Source organism: Streptomyces sp. NBC_01255, assembly GCF_036226445.1.
Classification (GTDB): Bacteria; Actinomycetota; Actinomycetes; order Streptomycetales; family Streptomycetaceae; genus Streptomyces.
Genome location: NZ_CP108474.1, coordinates 4,249,500 through 4,264,935, shown reverse-complemented (window position 1 = coordinate 4,264,935; position 15,436 = coordinate 4,249,500). Strand labels below are relative to the sequence as shown.

The window sequence follows — 15,436 nt, the reverse complement described above, 5'->3', positions numbered from 1 at the left end:
TCAGCCGATCTTCACGTTCTTGTCGATGGTGGTCTGGTCGATGTCGGAGGTGCGGACGGTCACTTGGATCTTCCACTCGCCGGGCATCGGGATCTGGACGCCGTTCGCGCTCCAGTGTCCGGTCTGGATGCGGTCGGGGGCGACGGGCAGCGGGCCGACGTCCTTGGCCTCCAGGGTGAAGGCGACCTTGATCTCGGGGACGTCCAGAGGCTTGCCGTTGGGGCGCTCGACGAAGACATGGAGCGCGTTGGCGCCGGTGCGGCCGGGGTCGAGGCTGAGACGGACGACGCCCTTGCCGTCGACGCCGCCGGTGTCGAAGGGCAGCCGGATGTCGACGGGACGGTCGGGCACGGCGGCCGAGCCGGCGGTGGAGCCGGTGCGGCCGGCCTCCTCCTCGGTGCGGCCGGGCTCGGTGGAGGTGAGGACGGTGGTCACGGCGAGGAGGACGATGGCGACGGCGGCCTCGGTCAGCACCGAGCGGCGAAGGCCGGCCCGCTCGGGGTCGGCATCCCGCTCCCGCTTGCGGCGGGCGGTGGCCACGGCGGCGCGCTGCCGGGCGAGCTGAGCGGCCCGCTCGGGGTCCGGCTCGGGGTCGGGTTCGGGGTCGGGTTCGGACGCGGCGCCGACGAGGACCTCGGCCGCCTCGGCCTCCTCCGCCAGCTCGGCCTCCTCCGCTGCCTCGGCCTCCGCGACCGGTTCCTCGGTGGGCGTCGGGTCGGCGAGGCGCTGGGTCCAGCGGCGTGAGATCCAGGCGATGCCGAGGAGGACGACCATCAGGCCGATCTTGACCAGCAGCAGCTGCCCGTAGCGGGTGCCGGTCAGTGCGGACCAGGAGCCGACCTGGCGCCAGGACTGGTAGAGGCCGGTGGCCGCGAGGACGACCACGGAGCCGAAGGCGACCTTCGAGAAGCGTTCCACCGCCGAGCGCTCGACGGAGGGTGTCCGGTAGAGGGCGACGAACAGCACCGTGAGTCCGCCGAGCCAGGCGGCGACGGCCAGCAGGTGCAGGATGTCGACGGGCATGGCGATGCCGGGCTGGATGCCGGTCGACGCGTGCTCCGCCAGCGCCCAGGTACCGGCGATCCCGGCGGCGACGACCGTGCCGCCGAGGCCGAGGCCGAAGGCGAGGTCCTTCCTCTCCTTCGGGTCGGTACGGCGGGCGTAGGAGCCGAAGAGGACCGCGACGAACAGCGCCGCGGCGCCGAGCAGCAGCAGACGGGAGGTGAGCGCGGCCCCGGTCTTGGTCTCCAGGACGGACTTCAGGCCCGCCAGGTCGAAGGCGTCGGAGAGCTCGCCGGAGCCGGTGTACGGGTTGCGGAGGAGGAGCATCGCCAGCGTGGCGACGGTGAGGGTCAGCCAGCCCCGGACCACGGTCCGCTGGACCGGGCGGACGCCCGCCCCCCGCGGCCAGCAGGCCAGGACGAAGGCGCCGCCGCCGACGAGGACGGCGAAGGCGGCGTACGAGAGGTAGCGCGCGATGCCGTAGAGGGTGCCGACGAGTCCGCCGCCGGCGTTCTGCTCGGGCAGCGCGACGGAGGTCGCGGAGGGGGCACCGATGGAGAAGGTGAAGGCGCCGGCGATCGGGTGGCTGTCGGCGGAGACGGTCTGCCAGGCCACGGTGTACGTACCGTCCGGCAGTCCGGCGCGGAGCCCGACTCCGTACCGGACGACGGCGCCGCTGCACAGGTCGCGTATCTCGCCGGTGTCGGCGCGCCGTCCCGCCGGGTCGAGGACCCGGATCGAGTCGGCGCTCATCGCGACCTGCTCGGAGAAGGTCAGGTTGACCTCCTTGGGAGCGGTGGCGACCACCGCCCCGTCCCTCGGGTCGCTTCCGGTGAGCGCCGCATGCGCGGAGGCGGGGGCGGCGCCGGCGAGCAGCGTGCCGAGCAGCGCGGCCGCGAGGATCAGCAGCCGGGCCACGGCGGTACCGAGGCGCGGGGCGGTGGTTGTCATCTCTGTGTCACTCCGTCAACGAGCTCAGTGCTGCTGCGGGTTGTGGTTGGCTGCCTCGACGGGAACGTCGACCTTGATGGGGCCGGACTTCTCGAAGTGGAGCTCGATGCTGACCTTCTCGCCCTGCTTGGGCTTCTTCTTCAGCTCCATGAACATGATGTGGTTGCCGCCGCGTTCGAGCTTCAGCTCCCCGTTCGCGGGGATGTCGAAGGACTTCACCTCCACCATCTTCTGGTCCTTCGTCTCGTGGATCGTGACGTCGTCAGAGAGGGGGCTGGTGACGGAGGTGAGCTTGTCCGCCGTACCGCCGTCGTTGGTGATGGTGAGGAAGCCGCCGGCCATGTCCATCACGGGCTGCGGCATGTACGCGCCGCTGACCTTCAGCTCGGGCTCGTCACTGTCGGACGAACACCCGGTCAGCGCGAGTGCGGCGGCGAGGGCCACGGCGGCGGACAGGGCGGTGGTGCGGCGGTTCACGGGTTCTCCCCCTTGATGAGCTTCGGCAGATCCTTGGCGTAGTCCTCGACGGTCGTGTCCTCGCCGTACAGGACGTAGCCCTGGTCGGTGGTGGGCGAGAAGGCGATCACCTGGGCGCCGTGCATGGAGACGACCTTGCCGTTCTCCTTCTTCGGCGGGTCGATGCCGATGCCCATCGAGCGGGCGCCCGCCTGGATGGCGGAGAAGTCGCCGGTGAGGCCCGTGAAGGAGGGGTCGCCGGCGGCGGGCAGCCACTTGGCGAGCTCGGCCGGGGTGTCCCGCTCGGGGTCGGTGGTGACGAAGACGACCTGGAGCTTGTCCTGGTCGGCCTTGGGGAGCTGCTTCATGGCGATGGCGATATTGCTCATCGTCATGGGGCAGACGTCGGGGCAGTGCGTGTAGCCGAAGTAGACGAGGGTCGCCTTGCCCTTGGTCCGCTCGCGCAGGTCGTACTTCTGGCCCTTGGTGTCCGTGAGGACGAGCGAGGGCTTGGTGAACGGCCGGTCGAGGACGGTGGCGGCCTTGGTGGAGTCGTCGACGCCGGAGACCTCGGCGACCGAGCTGGAGCCCGTGCCGGAGGCCTTGTCGTCGTTGCCGCCGAGGCCGACGGCCGCGGTGATGCCGAGCGCGGCGACGATCGCGACCGCCGCGACGATCAGCGGCGTGCGCCGCCCGGGGCGGGCGGTGCCGTCCCCGGGCTGCGAGGTGGGTGTCTTCTTTGCGGACATGGTGGTTCTTTCCGAACTGGTCGGGTGGAGGGAGGGAAAAGGAAGGGGGAGCGTCAGGCCGAGCGGCGGCGGCCGGCGAGGACGCCGAAGGCGACGCCGGCGATGCCGACGAGGATGCCGATGACGCCGAGGATCCGGGCCGTGGTGTCGGAGGAGGAGGAAGAGGCGGAGGCCGTCTTCTCCTCGTGGGCGCCGGCCTTGTCGTCGTGCCCGCCCTTCTCGTCAGCGGAGGCGGAAGCCGAGGCCGAGGCCGACGGGGAGGTGGCGGCGCCGTGGTGGTCACCGCTCGCGGCGGAGAGCTTCAGGACGGGAGCCGGGTTCTGCGGCTCGTCCGCGCCCTCCTTCGCCTCCTCGATCCAGCGCACGACCTCCTTGTTGTCGTACGTCTGGATGGCCTTGAGCACGAGCTGGTCCGTGTCCTCGGGCAGCTGGCCGAGGGAGAGCGGGAACTGCTGGAACTGGCCGGGGCCGATCTTCGAACCGTCGGCGGTCCAGGTGACCTTGGAGACGGCCTCGTTGATCGTCTTGCCGTGCAGCTCCAGCGGCTTGCTGAGCTTGCTCTTCGTCACCTCGGCCTTCCAGCCGGGGACGGGCTGCGGCATGACGGACGCCAGCGGGTGGTCGAGCGGGAAGTTGACCTCCAGCTTCACGGTGGAGGCGTTGTCGCGCTCGTTCGGGACCTTGATGTTGACGGTCGCGTAGCCGCCCTTGGCGGCCTCGCCCTGCGGCTGCACGCTGACGTGTGCGAAGGCCGTGCCGGACAGCAGCACGACGGAGGAGAGCGCGATGCCACCGGCGAGGGCGACACGCGTGGCGGCGGAGAGACGCGAGGAGGCAGGACGGGAAACGTTCATGGCAGAAGACACTCCGGCTCGGAGGAGGACGGCGGGATCCGGCGCGCCGAGGGGCGGTACCCCTGTCGAGGCGTGCGGGTGTACGCGGCGCCGCTCCTGGTGAGCGGTCCGCGTCAGGCTGCGAGGACGCAGTCGGCGGCCGGAGGGCCGCGCCTGATCACCGTGTCCTCGAGCGCCTCGAACACGGGCGGCGGCGAGGAGTCGAAGGCCGTACGGGCCGGCCGCCGCGATCCGGCGTGCGGGGCGGCGGGCAGCCCGGCGAGCAGGCTCCGTACGAGACGGAGGGTGGCCCGCAGCGAGCGCACGAGGGTGCACTCGGCGAGCTCCGTCGCCCCCTGCTCGGAGAGCTGGACGAGCCGGACCAGGGCCCGGTCGCCGCGGCGCAGCAGCCAGCCCGCGGCGAGTGCCGCGAGCAGATGGCCGAGGAGCATCGGCAGTCCGGGCAGGAGCCCCGCGGCCGGGGCCGTCGCGTGCCCCATGTGGGCGTGGGCGGTGGCCGGGTCGAGCCCGGCGTCGCCGACGACCCGGGCGGCGTCGGCCGGGCTGAGGGCCCCGGTGCCCGCTCCGCAGACCAGCTTGGCGGCCATCCGCACGAGCGCGTCGTCGGCCGTGGAGCTCAGCGCGAGGGGGCGCTGCCCCAGGCTGAAGAGGATGTGCAGGCCGAGCTGCCCGCCCGCGAGGGCGCCGACGACGAAGGCGAGGGAGCGTTCGCGTCCGGTGAAGAGGAGGGTGGTCCCGAAGACGCCGAGGAAACCGGCGACGAGGGTCCACAGCGCGATGCCCGCACAGGCGGCGAGGGCGTGTCCCAGCGCGGACAGCACGACACAGACCGCGGTGAACACCGCGGCCCTCAGCAGCCGTGGAGCGAGCGCGGGGGCAGTCATGGCGGGGCCCATCATCGCACCAGGCGTACGCCCGGCATGAGGCAGGTCCGGAAGGTCGTTCTTGGGCGTCTTCGGGGCGACATACACCGGCGTATCGGCGTGGTGCATCCGCCGAACGAGCGCTCTTGTCGCCTTCAGGGGCTTACGAAGGGTTCCGTCCGGCAATAGGTATCGGTATGTCGAGCCGCTGCCGGGAGGCTGGAGCATGAGCATCTGGTGGTCACTGCATCTGCGGCGCGAGGCTGCGAGCGTGCCGCTGGCCCGCCGGCTTCTGATGGGCACGATGGAGACGGCTGGTGTCGATCCCGACGTGTCGTACGACCTGTCGGTGGCGCTGACCGAGGCCTGTGCGAACGCGGTCGAGCACGGCGGCGACGGCGACGCCGGCGGGACGGGCAGGGCGTACCGGGTGACGGCGTATCTGGACGGCGAGACCTGCCGTATCGAGGTCGCGGACTCAGGCCCGGGCTTCCCGGGCGCTCAGACGGCGCCGACGGCCCCCTCGGACGACGCCGAGCACGGCCGGGGGCTGCGTCTGATCGAAGAGCTCGCTGATCACGTCCAGTTCGGCAATCGCTCGGGCCGGGGCGGCGCGGTGGTCAGCTTCGACAAGATCCTGAAGTGGAAGGACGGGCCGTCCCTGCTGATGGCCTGAGCCTGCTGATGGCCTGAGCCCGAGAGGAACGTACGGATACGGGGAAGGGCCCCCGCCGGTCGGTCGGCGGGGGCCCTTCGTCTCCAACGTACGCGTGATCGCGGAGATCAGCCCTTCAGGCCGGCCATCCACGCCTCGACCTCTTCGGAGCGGCGCGGCAGCGCGTCCGAGAGGTTCACGTTGCCGTCGTCGGTGACGAGGATGTCGTCCTCGATCCGGACGCCGATGCCGCGGTACTCCTCCGGCACGGTCAGGTCGTCGGCCTGGAAGTACAGACCCGGCTCGACGGTCAGGCACATGCCCGGAGCGAGGGTCGTGTCGACGTACGCCTCGGTGCGCGCGGCGGCGCAGTCGTGGACGTCCATGCCGAGCATGTGACCGGTGCCGTGCAGGGTCCAGCGGCGCTGGAGGCCGAGCTCCAGGACGCGCTCGACCGGGCCCTCGACGAGGCCCCACTCGACGAGCTTCTCGGCGAGGACGCGCTGGGCGGCGTCGTGGAAGTCGCGGTAGGCGGCGCCGGGCTTCACCGCGGCGATGCCGGCTTCCTGCGCCTCGTACACGGCGTCGTAGATCTTGCGCTGGAGCTCGGTGTACCGGCCGTTGATGGGCAGGGTGCGGGTGATGTCCGCGGTGTAGAGCTCGTTGGTCTCCACGCCGGCGTCGAGCAGCAGCAGGTCGCCGGAGCGGACGTCGCCGTCGTTGCGCACCCAGTGGAGGGTGGTGGCGTGCGGGCCGGCGGCGCAGATGGAGCCGTAGCCGATGTCGTTGCCCTCGACGCGGGCGCGCAGGAAGAACGTGCCCTCGATGTAGCGCTCGCTGGTCGCCTCGGCCTTGTCGAGGACCTTGACGACGTCCTCGAAGCCGCGGGCGGTGGCGTCGCAGGCCTTCTTCAGCTCGGCGACCTCGAAGTCGTCCTTGATGAGACGGGCCTCGGAGAGGTAGACGCGCAGCTCCTCGTCGCGCTCGGCGGTGACCTTGTCGGTCAGCGCCGCCTCGATGCCGGCGTCGTGGCCGCGGACGGCGCGGACGGAGCCGGTGGCCTCCTTCAGGTGGGCGGCCAGCTCGCGGACGTCCTTCGCGGGGACGCCGAGGAGCTGCTCGGCCTCGGTGAGGGAGTGACGGCGGCCGACCCACAGCTCGCCCTGGCCGTCGAGCCAGAACTCGCCGTTCTCGCGGTCGGAGCGCGGCAGCAGGTAGATCGTGGCCTCGTGGCCGCTCTTCGCCGGCTCCAGGACGAGGACGCCGTCCTGCGTCTGGTCGCCGGTGAGGTACGCGTACTCGGTCGAGGCACGGAAGGCGTACTCGGTGTCGTTCGACCGGGTCTTCAGCTGTCCGGCGGGGATCACCAGACGCTCGCCCGGGAAGCGGGCGGACAGCGCGGCACGGCGCGCGGCGGTCTTGTCGGCCTGCGCGATGGGCGCGAGATCGCGCAGCTCGGTGTCGGCCCAGCCGGACTTCATGTTCTCGGCGAGCTCGTCGGACACGCCCGGGTACAGGCCGTTCTTCCGCTGCTTGATCGCCTGCTCTTCGGTCGACTCTTCCGGGGTCTCCGGCGTGAGCTCCTCGGCCACGGGTCTGCCTCCTCTTGGTACGACACTGAACCCCCACCATCGTACGGTCGTACGGAAGGGGGCCCAGGGCCGGAAGGCCTATTACCGGAGCGTCACGTTCCGCTCACTCGAAGCGGGCCGCGAGCAGGACCACGTCCTCCTCCTCGGTGCCCGCCGCGGTGAGGCCGTCCGGCAGCAGGGTCCGCAGGACGTGGTCGGCGATCGCGCCCGGGTCGCCCCGGTCCGCCTTCGGCACGCTCGAAGCGGCCGCGTGGAGCCGCGCGAAGGCCCGGTCCATGGCGTCGCCGGTACGGCGGAGCAGCCCGTCCGTGTAGAGAAGCACCGTTTCTCCCGGGGCGGGGGACAGCTCGACGCTCGGCGCCTCCCAGCAGGAGAGCATCCCGAGCGGAGCCGAGAGCGAGGTCTCGACGAACTCGGTGCGGTGGTCGCCGATGATCAGCGGCGGCGCGTGGCCGGCCCCGGCCAGGACGATCCGGCGCTGCGCGGGCTCGGCGTACGCGAAGAGCGCGGTCGCCGAGCGCGCGGGCTCGGTGAGCCGGAGCAGGAGCTCCAGATCGGAGAGGACGGCGACGGGGTCCTCGCCCTCCATCACCGCGTACGCCCGGAGGGAGGCGCGCAGCCGGCCCATCGCGGCCAGCGCGCTCGGGCCGGTCCCGGAGACGGAGCCGACGGCGAGCCCGAGGGCGCCCTCGGGCAGCGGCAGCGCGTCGTACCAGTCGCCGCCGCCCCGGGGGCCGGTGCGGTGGCGGGCGGCGAGCTGGACGCCGGGGACGCGGGGGAGGCGGCTGGGGAGCAGCTCCTCGGCGACGGTGGCGACCTGGGCGCGGGCCCGCTCGACCTGGAGGAGGCGGGCGAGGTGCTCGGTGGCGAAGCGGCCGTAGAGCCCGATGAGGTGGCGCTGGCGTTCGGAGGGCTCGGCGGGCTCGTCGTAGAGCCAGACGGCCGCGCCCAGCCGGCCGGCCTCCTCGGTGGCGAGGGGGAGGGCGTAGCTGGCGGCGTAGCCGAGGCGGGCGGCGACCTCGCGGTGGCGCGGGTCGAGGCCCTCCTCCGTACGGACGTCGGGGATGGCGATCGGATCGGGGACGCGGGCCGGGTCGGCGGGATCGGGGAGGCCGTCGAGGAGGCGGCCGTAGCTGGTCGCGCCGCGCGGGACGGTCTCGATCGTGCCGAGCTCGGCGTGGGCGAGCCCGAGGCCGATGGTGGTGGCGGGGCCGAGGCCGTCGGCGGGTTCGAGGACGGCCATGCCCCGGCGGGCGCCGACGAGGGCCGCACCGGCGCCGAGCACCTCGGGGAGGGCCTCGTCGAGGGACGAGGTCCTGATGAGGCGCTCGGTGAGTTCGTGGAGGGTCGTGAGGTCGGAGACCCAGCCGGCCAGCCGGTCCTGGATCAGCACGCCGGGCGGGAGAGCCGCGTCGACGGGCGTCGCCGCAGCGGGGACCCCGGAAAGGGGCGCCGCAGTGTGCGGGGGAGAGGGAACCGTGGAATCGATTCCAGCCACATTCGGCATGTGTGGGGCGCTCATGTCAGTCGGCTTTCCGACCGGTGCGTTTGACGCCATAGCATCGCAAACCCCCATGTCATTCTGCGCCGCTCGATGCATCCACATGTACACGCACTGGAGGAGCGATGTCCAGCATTGTCCGCATGGGACTTGTGGTGTCCGTGAGCTTGGACGCAAGGGTTGAAGTACGCGGGAAGTTGGCTGAAAATTACCCCCTGTGTGCACCTTTTGCGGTCGACTGGCGTCGTTTGAAAGCGCGTCATTCCGAGCGTGCTGGGTACGTACTCGATGACAGGCAGGGGCAGTTGGAGCTGCCCCGGAACGTGCCGTGGAACCCCGGCGTCTTACGTGCCGCAGGCCTCGGCCCGTCCCCCAGTGGCGGGGAACGTGTTCTGACCCGGCTTGGATCTGGCACCGATACGGATCGACCTGGCTCGACCTGGTTCCGACCTGGCTTCACCTGGTTCTGACCTGCTCCACCGGTTCCTCCCCGGCTCGACCTGGCTCAACCGGTTCATACCTGGCCCGTCGGCCCCGCTTCGGCGCGGGCGGCGCACCACCGACCTTGTACGCGCTGATACGCACGGTGAAGAGATCTGCACATGGTGTGATGTGGATTCGGCGTTCAACGGAAAGGAACGAGCGCTCATGCGCGAGATCCTCGGAATCCTGGGACCCCTCGTGAGGCGAGGAAGGCGACGCAGGCTCCGGCTCCGGCGCGAGGTGCTGACCGCCCGGCTCGACGCGGCGGTCACCTTCGCGGAGTGGGACTGGCCCGTCCTGCCCGGCGTGGGCCTGAAGACGAAGACCAGCACGGCCGCGGGGCCGGCCTGCGCCTGCCCCGACCCCGCGTGCGCGGTGCCCGGCGCGCACCCGTACGACCCCGGGCTCCTCGCGGCCACCACCGACGAGCGGATGATCCGCTGGTGGTGGACCAGGCGCGCGGAGGCCCCGGTGGTCCTCGCCACGGGCGGCGGCGCGCCCTGCGCGGTGAGCCTGCCCGCGGTGGCCGGAGCGCGGGCGCTGACCGCGCTCGACGCGATGGGCATGCGGCTCGGCCCGGTGGTGGCGACACCGACGCGGTGGTCGATCCTCGTCGCCCCGTACGGCCTCGAACGGCTGGGCGAGCTGCTGTACGCGAAGGACAGCGTGCCCAGTTCGCTGCGGTTCCACGGCGAGGGCGGCTACCTGCTGCTGCCGCCCTCGGTCGCCGGGAGCGGGCAGGTGCGGTGGGAGCGGGCGCCGCTGGCGGGCTCGGCCCGGCCGTGGCTGCCGGACGTGGAGGCCGTGGTGGACGCCCTGGTCGAGGCGAGCACGAGCACGCCGGGCGGCGGGAGCCGGCTCACCTACTGACGGCCGGCCGCGTACGGGCGCGGGGTGACCGTTCACCCGAACGGGTGTGTCCTGGCCCGACTTGCAGGGGAAACGGGCGCGCGGCCGACCGGCCGCCCGCCGGCCGCCGATATGTTCGCCCCACCCGTCGAAGATCCCGGGCGAAGGAGCAGGTGGGTCGCATGAGTCCGGTGATGAGCCCGGCGAAACTCCGCATGATCGGACTCGGGGCGGCCGTAGCGGTCGCCGTCCTGCTGCCGATCGTCGCGGTGGCGGGTCCGACGGGTGATCCTGTACGGCCCGCGGGCACGGGTGATGCGAAGTCCGGGGACGGGGGCCTGCTGCCGGACCTGGGGCTGGGCCTCGGATCCCGTACGGCGGAGCCTGCCGTGGCCGGCCCCGATCCGGCTCCCGCCTCCGCCGCCCCTTCCGCCCCCTCCGCGCCGTCCACGCCGTCCGCTGTTCCGGCGGCTCCCGAGCGGATCACGAAGTGTGGGCCGGAACTCGCCTCTCCCGAGGGCATCGAGGCGCAGACCTGCGTCCTGGCCGAGGGTCCCGACACATGGGCGCGTACGTACTACCGGAACGCGACAGGGCAGGAACTCGACGCGTTTCTGACCCTGATGGCGCCCGGCGGGCGGACCGTGCACGTACGTTGTCCGGTCGCGGCGCAGGACGAACCGGGAACCTGTGAAACGCCCAGGGAACGCGGTCAGGGCAAGGCCACGGCGTATACGGCGGTTGCGGAATTCGCGGGTACCGGCGAAGGGGGAAGTACCCCGCTGCTGCTCAGGTCGGGGAGCAACACGGCGGACACCGAAGGAAGTTGAGCGCCGGCGCCCCGGCGCGGCCTGGGGCGGGCATGGAAACGCCCGGTCGCTGGCGACGGGGGATGCACCAGCGACCGGGCTTCCAGAACGGTAACAAGAGATCTGCTGTTCGCAAATTCGATCTCGGTTATTCGGACAGGGATTTACCCGCCCGCAGACCGGGTTGTGGCGGAAGTCACCGACTGGCCGGTCTGTCAGTCACCAATACCACCTGGGGTATCAGCTGAGAGTCACCTGACGGTTCGTGAGGCCGCCGCGCGCCCGGCGCTCCTCGGCCGTGAGCGGGGCGTCCGAGGCGAGCGCCCCGGCGAGCCGCTCGGCGAACTCGGCGGCCGGCTTCTCGCACTCCTCGGCGGTCATGGAGGTCGGCAGGTCCCACACCGGCACCATCAGACCGTGGGCGCGGAAGGAGCCGACGAGCCGGGTGTCCGCGCCGAGGGACGTGCCCTCGCCGGCCTGGAGCCGGGCGAGCGCGTCGAGGAGCTTCTCCTCCGGGTGCGGCATGACCCAGCGCAGGTGGTTCTTGTCCGGGGTCTCGCACCAGTACGCGGAGTCGACACCGGTCAGCTTGACCGTCGGGATCGCGGCGGCGTTGGCCCGCTCCAGGGAGGCGGCGACCTCGGGGTCGGCACCGTCCGCGGACGCGGGGATCCAGAACTCGAAGCCCGTGTGGACCTCCGGCGTGAACGGGGCGTCCGCGTCGAGCAGCTCCTGCAGGCGCGGGCCCTCGGCGGGCACGCGGCGCGGGGGAACCGGGGTCCCCGGCTCGGTCTCCAGGGCACGCTGGAGGGTGTCGGCGAGGTCGCGCGCGAGGTCGCCGGAGGACGAGTCGTTCTGCAGGGCGAGGAGGACGGAGCCGTCGTCGCGGCGCAGCGCGGGCCACGCCATCGGCAGCACGGTCGCGAGCGTCACGGACGGCACGCCCTCGGGCAGCCCGCCCTTCAGGGTGAGCGGCACGGTGGCGGCGGGCACGAGCTCGCGGAGCGCGACCCAGTCGCACTCGCCCGGCAGGCCCTCGAAGGGGCGCTGGACGAGCTCGGTCACGGCGTGCGAGGCGGACCGGCCGTGACAGGCCTTGTAGCGGCGGCCCGAGCCACAGGGGCAGGGCTCGCGCGCGCCGACGACCGGGATCTCCCCGCTCGTGACCTGTGCCTGGCCGGCCTTGCCGGCCTTCGTCTGGGGGCGCTTCTTGGCCATGGTGTGGCTTTCTCCCGATCGCGGCGGTGCTGTGTGCGTGCTGTATCGGGCGCGAGCCTAGCCGCACAGGGCACCGCCGCTCCTCAGGCGGGGCGCGGCCCCACCCGAGGCGCGCCGGTCCGATGCGCCCCGGTCCGGGTCATGCCGGACCGGGGTCCGAGGCACGCCGGACCGGGGTCCGAGGCACGCCGGACCGGGGTCCGAGGCACGTCGGACCGCGGCCCGGGTGTCCCGGCGTCAGTCCAGATCGTCGTACGTATCGAGGAAGTCGAAGCCCGAGCCGCCGCCGACGCGCGCCGCGAAGTCCTCGCGGCGGTGCCCCTCGGTGACCACGACCCAGACCGTGACCTCACCGGTCGCGCTGTCCCGTACGCCCCAGTCCTGGGCCAGCGCGCTGATGATGTTCAGCCCGCGTCCGCCGCGTGCGGTGACCGAGGGTGTGGACGGCACGGGTCTTGTGGGACCACCGCCGTCCGTCACCTCGACCCGCAGACCACCCGCCGGGTCGACCCGCCAGGCCGCCAGGACATCGCCCTCGCCCCGTTCCGCCCGTCCCAGCGGCCTGCCGTAACGACAGGCATTGCTGAGCAGCTCCGAAAGGATCAGTACCGCGTCGTCGACGACCGATTCGGACACCCCGCTGCGGTACAGCTCGTCCCGCATCCGGTGTCGCGCCTCACCCACGCCCGCAGGGCCATGGGGTACGGCCATGCTCGACGACGTGGGCACCTCCTGTGCCACCACCAACGCCACCCCCGAGACCTCCTTTGCCCCACGCCACCGTGTGGATGCCCCACTGGACTGGACCGGAAACCGGCCAACGCGCGTGGCGTGTCGCACTCGTGACGATCGCGTACGCGCTGAACGCGCCGGTGCACTCCCCGTAAGCCCTGGGGAAGGTGTGACGAATGGGGCAGGAGCTCAGTCGCGGCCCAGCTGCGCGAGCACCTGCTTGGGACGGTTGGTGATGATCGCGTCCACACCCAGGCGTACGCACAGCTCGACGTCCTCGGGCTCGTCCACCGTCCAGACGTGGACCTGGTGCCCGGCCTTCTGGAGCCGCAGGATCACGGCGGGGTGGTGCCGGACGATCCGGATCGAGGGGCCCGCCACGCGCGCGCCCGCGGGGAGGCGTCCGTCGCGCAGCCGCGGGGTGACGAACTGGGTGAGGGAGACGGTCGGCAGAGTCGGCGAGGCGGCGGCGATCCGGTGCAGGGAACGGGCCGAGAAGCTCATGACCCGCACGGGAGAGTCGTCGCTGGAGGCCGGGGCGTCGAGTCCGAACCGCTTCAGGAGCTGGAGGAGCCGCTCCTCGACCTGGCCCGCCCAGCGGGTGGGGTGCTTGGTCTCGATGGCCAGCTCGACCCGGCGCCCGGCGTCGGAGACGAGCTCCAGGAGGCGCTCCAGGGTGAGGACGGAGGTGTACTCGGGGTCTCCCCAGTCGGGGCTCTCGGAGGCTTCGCCGCGTTCCTCGCGTTCCTTCCAGACGCCGAAGTCGAGCGCGGCGAGGTCGGCGAGCTCGAGGGCGGAGACGGCACCGCGACCGTTCGACGTACGGTTGACGCGTCGGTCGTGGACGCAGACGAGGTGGCCGTCGGCGGTGAGCCGGACGTCGCACTCCAGGGCGTCGGCGCCGTCCTCGATGGCCTTCACATAGGCGGCCAGGGTGTGTTCCGGGGCGTCCTCGGAGGCTCCGCGGTGGGCGACGACCTGGACGGGTCCGCTGTTCGGGTGCTGCCGTGCGTGAGTCACGGCGTCATGGTGCCATTGGCGGGGTGGGACGAGCACACCGGATGCTGTCCGTTCTGCCCGTATATAAAGGATGGGGCGCGGATGCACAGCTCCGCCTTACGGTGGCCTGACGCCCGGTGGGAAAAGCTGGTCACGACACCCTGCGCCAGACACGACCACCCACGACCACCCACGACCATTCCGCGCAGTGACCGAGCAGCCAACGAGGAGAGCGAGCTGTGAGCACCGAGAACGAGGGCACGGCGGTTCCGGCGGACCCGACTGCCCCGTCCGCCCCTCCGACGCCGCCCGCCCCTCCGACGCCTCCCGTACCTCCGGCCCCGCCGGCGGCGCCGACCGAGGCGGTGACGACGGAGGCGCCGACGCCTGCCCAGGCAGCGGCCCCCGCCCCCGCCCCCGCACCGGCTCCCGAGCCGGCGACCGTCGCGGCTCCCGCGCCGCCCGCCCCCGTGGCGGCAGGCGCGGCCGGTGGCTGGCCCCCGCCGCCGCCGGCCGTACCGGCCTGGGGCGCGCCGGTCCCGCCCGTACCCGTCGCTCCCCAGGCACCTCGCAAGCGGACCGGCGGCATCGTGGCGGCCGTCCTGGTCGCGGCGCTCGTCGCGGGCGGTGTCGGCGGCGGCATCGGCTACTGGGCGGCCCAGCGCGGCGACGAGGGCACCGGCTCGACGACGGTCTCCTCGGGCGAGGCACCGGCCTCGTTCAAGCGCGACCCGGGGACGGTCGCCGCGGTCGCGGCGAAGGCGCTGCCGAGCGTGGTCACGATCCAGGCGAAGTCCGGCGCTTCGCAGGGCGAGAGCGAGAGCGAGGGCGGCACGGGCACCGGCTTCGTCTACGACCAGGAAGGCCACATCGTCACCAACAACCACGTGGTGGCGTCGGCGGCGGAGGGCGGCACGCTCTCCGTGACCTTCTCCGACGGCAAGACGTACGACGCGGAGGTCGTCGGCCGGGCCCAGGGGTACGACGTGGCGGTCCTGAAGCTCACGAACGCCCCGAAGGGGCTGAAGCCGCTGCCCCTCGGCAACTCCGACCAGGTGGCGGTCGGCGACTCGACGATCGCGATCGGCGCGCCCTTCGGTCTGTCGAACACGGTGACGACGGGCATCATCAGCGCCAAGAACCGCCCGGTCGCCTCGGGCGACGGCTCGGGCGGCGGCAACTCGTACATGAGCGCCCTGCAGACCGACGCCTCGATCAACCCGGGCAACTCCGGCGGCCCGCTGCTCGACGCGAGCGGCGCGGTGATCGGCATCAACTCGGCCATCCAGTCCACCGGGAACGGCTTCGGCCAGTCCCAGGCGGGCTCGATCGGCCTCGGCTTCGCGATCCCGGTCAACCAGGCGAAGAACGTGGCACAGCAGCTGATCAAGACGGGCAAGCCGGTCTACCCGGTGATCGGCGCGACCGTGAACATGACCGAGCAGGGCGAGGGCGCGACGATCGCGGCCCAGGGATCCGGCGGCACCGCCTCGGTCACCCCGAACGGCCCGGCGGCGAAGGCCGGCCTCAAGGCCGGGGACGTGATCACGGGCTTCGGCGGCCACGCGATCGACAGCGGCCCCGCGCTCATCAGCGAGATCTGGACCCACAAGCCGGGCGACTCGGTCAAGATCACCTACGAGCGCGACGGCAAGACGGCCACGGCCACCGTCACCCTGGGCGAACGCACGGGCGACAGCTGACCGTACGGGACGGCGGCAGG

General features: G+C 72.4%; 14 protein-coding genes. 4 read left to right on the top strand and 10 right to left on the bottom strand.

Going from position 1 to position 15,436, the window contains the following annotated elements; genetic code table 11:
* From OG357_RS18985 to OG357_RS18965, 5 genes are all read right to left on the bottom strand, one after another.
* Positions 1 to 1,953: a copper resistance protein CopC gene (locus OG357_RS18985; protein WP_329622281.1), complete on the bottom strand. Its 1,953-nt coding sequence runs from the start codon at positions 1,951 to 1,953 to the stop codon at positions 1 to 3.
* A gap of 24 nt (positions 1,954 to 1,977) precedes the next feature.
* Positions 1,978 to 2,430 (bottom strand): copper chaperone PCu(A)C, encoded by a 453-nt coding sequence (locus OG357_RS18980; RefSeq protein WP_329622280.1) that lies wholly within the window; start codon positions 2,428 to 2,430, stop codon positions 1,978 to 1,980.
* On the bottom strand, positions 2,427 to 3,158 hold the full coding sequence (locus OG357_RS18975) for an SCO family protein (RefSeq protein WP_329622279.1): 732 nt from the start codon (positions 3,156 to 3,158) through the stop codon (positions 2,427 to 2,429). The genes OG357_RS18980 and OG357_RS18975 overlap by 4 nt, the downstream gene beginning before the upstream one ends.
* 53 nt (positions 3,159 to 3,211) lie before the next feature.
* Complete coding sequence (locus tag OG357_RS18970) at positions 3,212 to 4,012, bottom strand: YcnI family copper-binding membrane protein (protein WP_329622278.1); 801 nt, start codon at positions 4,010 to 4,012, stop codon at positions 3,212 to 3,214.
* A gap of 113 nt (positions 4,013 to 4,125) precedes the next feature.
* Entirely contained in the window at positions 4,126 to 4,896 is a 771-nt protein-coding gene (locus OG357_RS18965; RefSeq protein WP_329622277.1) for a hypothetical protein, read from the bottom strand.
* A 205-nt stretch (positions 4,897 to 5,101) separates the two neighbouring features.
* On the opposite strand from OG357_RS18965, the gene OG357_RS18960 reads away from it, so the two are divergent.
* The gene (locus OG357_RS18960; protein ID WP_329622276.1) at positions 5,102 to 5,551 is read left to right on the top strand and encodes an ATP-binding protein; all 450 of its coding nucleotides are present in this window, start codon (positions 5,102 to 5,104) and stop codon (positions 5,549 to 5,551) included.
* Positions 5,552 to 5,658: 107 nt separating this feature from the next.
* Here the strand turns inward: OG357_RS18960 and OG357_RS18955 are convergent, their stop codons facing one another.
* Both OG357_RS18955 and OG357_RS18950 read right to left on the bottom strand, forming a co-directional pair.
* On the bottom strand, positions 5,659 to 7,122 hold the full coding sequence (locus OG357_RS18955; RefSeq protein WP_329622275.1) for an aminopeptidase P family protein: 1,464 nt from the start codon (positions 7,120 to 7,122) through the stop codon (positions 5,659 to 5,661).
* Positions 7,123 to 7,225: 103 nt separating this feature from the next.
* Entirely contained in the window at positions 7,226 to 8,680 is a 1,455-nt protein-coding gene (locus OG357_RS18950) for a PP2C family protein-serine/threonine phosphatase (RefSeq protein ID WP_329622274.1), read from the bottom strand.
* A 591-nt stretch (positions 8,681 to 9,271) separates the two neighbouring features.
* Here OG357_RS18950 and OG357_RS18945 point away from each other — a divergent pair.
* Entirely contained in the window at positions 9,272 to 9,976 is a 705-nt protein-coding gene (locus tag OG357_RS18945) for a bifunctional DNA primase/polymerase (protein WP_329622273.1), read from the top strand.
* 161 nt (positions 9,977 to 10,137) lie between these two features.
* Positions 10,138 to 10,785, top strand: coding sequence for a hypothetical protein (locus tag OG357_RS18940; protein WP_329622272.1), 648 nt, complete (start codon positions 10,138 to 10,140; stop codon positions 10,783 to 10,785).
* A gap of 219 nt (positions 10,786 to 11,004) precedes the next feature.
* Here the strand turns inward: OG357_RS18940 and OG357_RS18935 are convergent, their stop codons facing one another.
* The 3 genes from OG357_RS18935 to OG357_RS18925 form a co-directional block, all read right to left on the bottom strand.
* Entirely contained in the window at positions 11,005 to 11,982 is a 978-nt protein-coding gene (locus OG357_RS18935; protein ID WP_329622271.1) for a DUF5926 family protein, read from the bottom strand.
* A gap of 237 nt (positions 11,983 to 12,219) precedes the next feature.
* On the bottom strand, positions 12,220 to 12,822 hold the full coding sequence (locus OG357_RS18930; protein WP_329622270.1) for an ATP-binding protein: 603 nt from the start codon (positions 12,820 to 12,822) through the stop codon (positions 12,220 to 12,222).
* A gap of 81 nt (positions 12,823 to 12,903) precedes the next feature.
* Entirely contained in the window at positions 12,904 to 13,734 is an 831-nt protein-coding gene (locus OG357_RS18925; RefSeq protein ID WP_329622269.1) for a glycerophosphodiester phosphodiesterase, read from the bottom strand.
* Between the two features lie 218 nt (positions 13,735 to 13,952).
* Between OG357_RS18925 and OG357_RS18920 the strand changes: the two genes are divergently transcribed.
* Positions 13,953 to 15,416 (top strand): S1C family serine protease, encoded by a 1,464-nt coding sequence (locus tag OG357_RS18920; RefSeq protein ID WP_329622268.1) that lies wholly within the window; start codon positions 13,953 to 13,955, stop codon positions 15,414 to 15,416.
* Positions 15,417 to 15,436 lie beyond the last annotated feature (20 nt).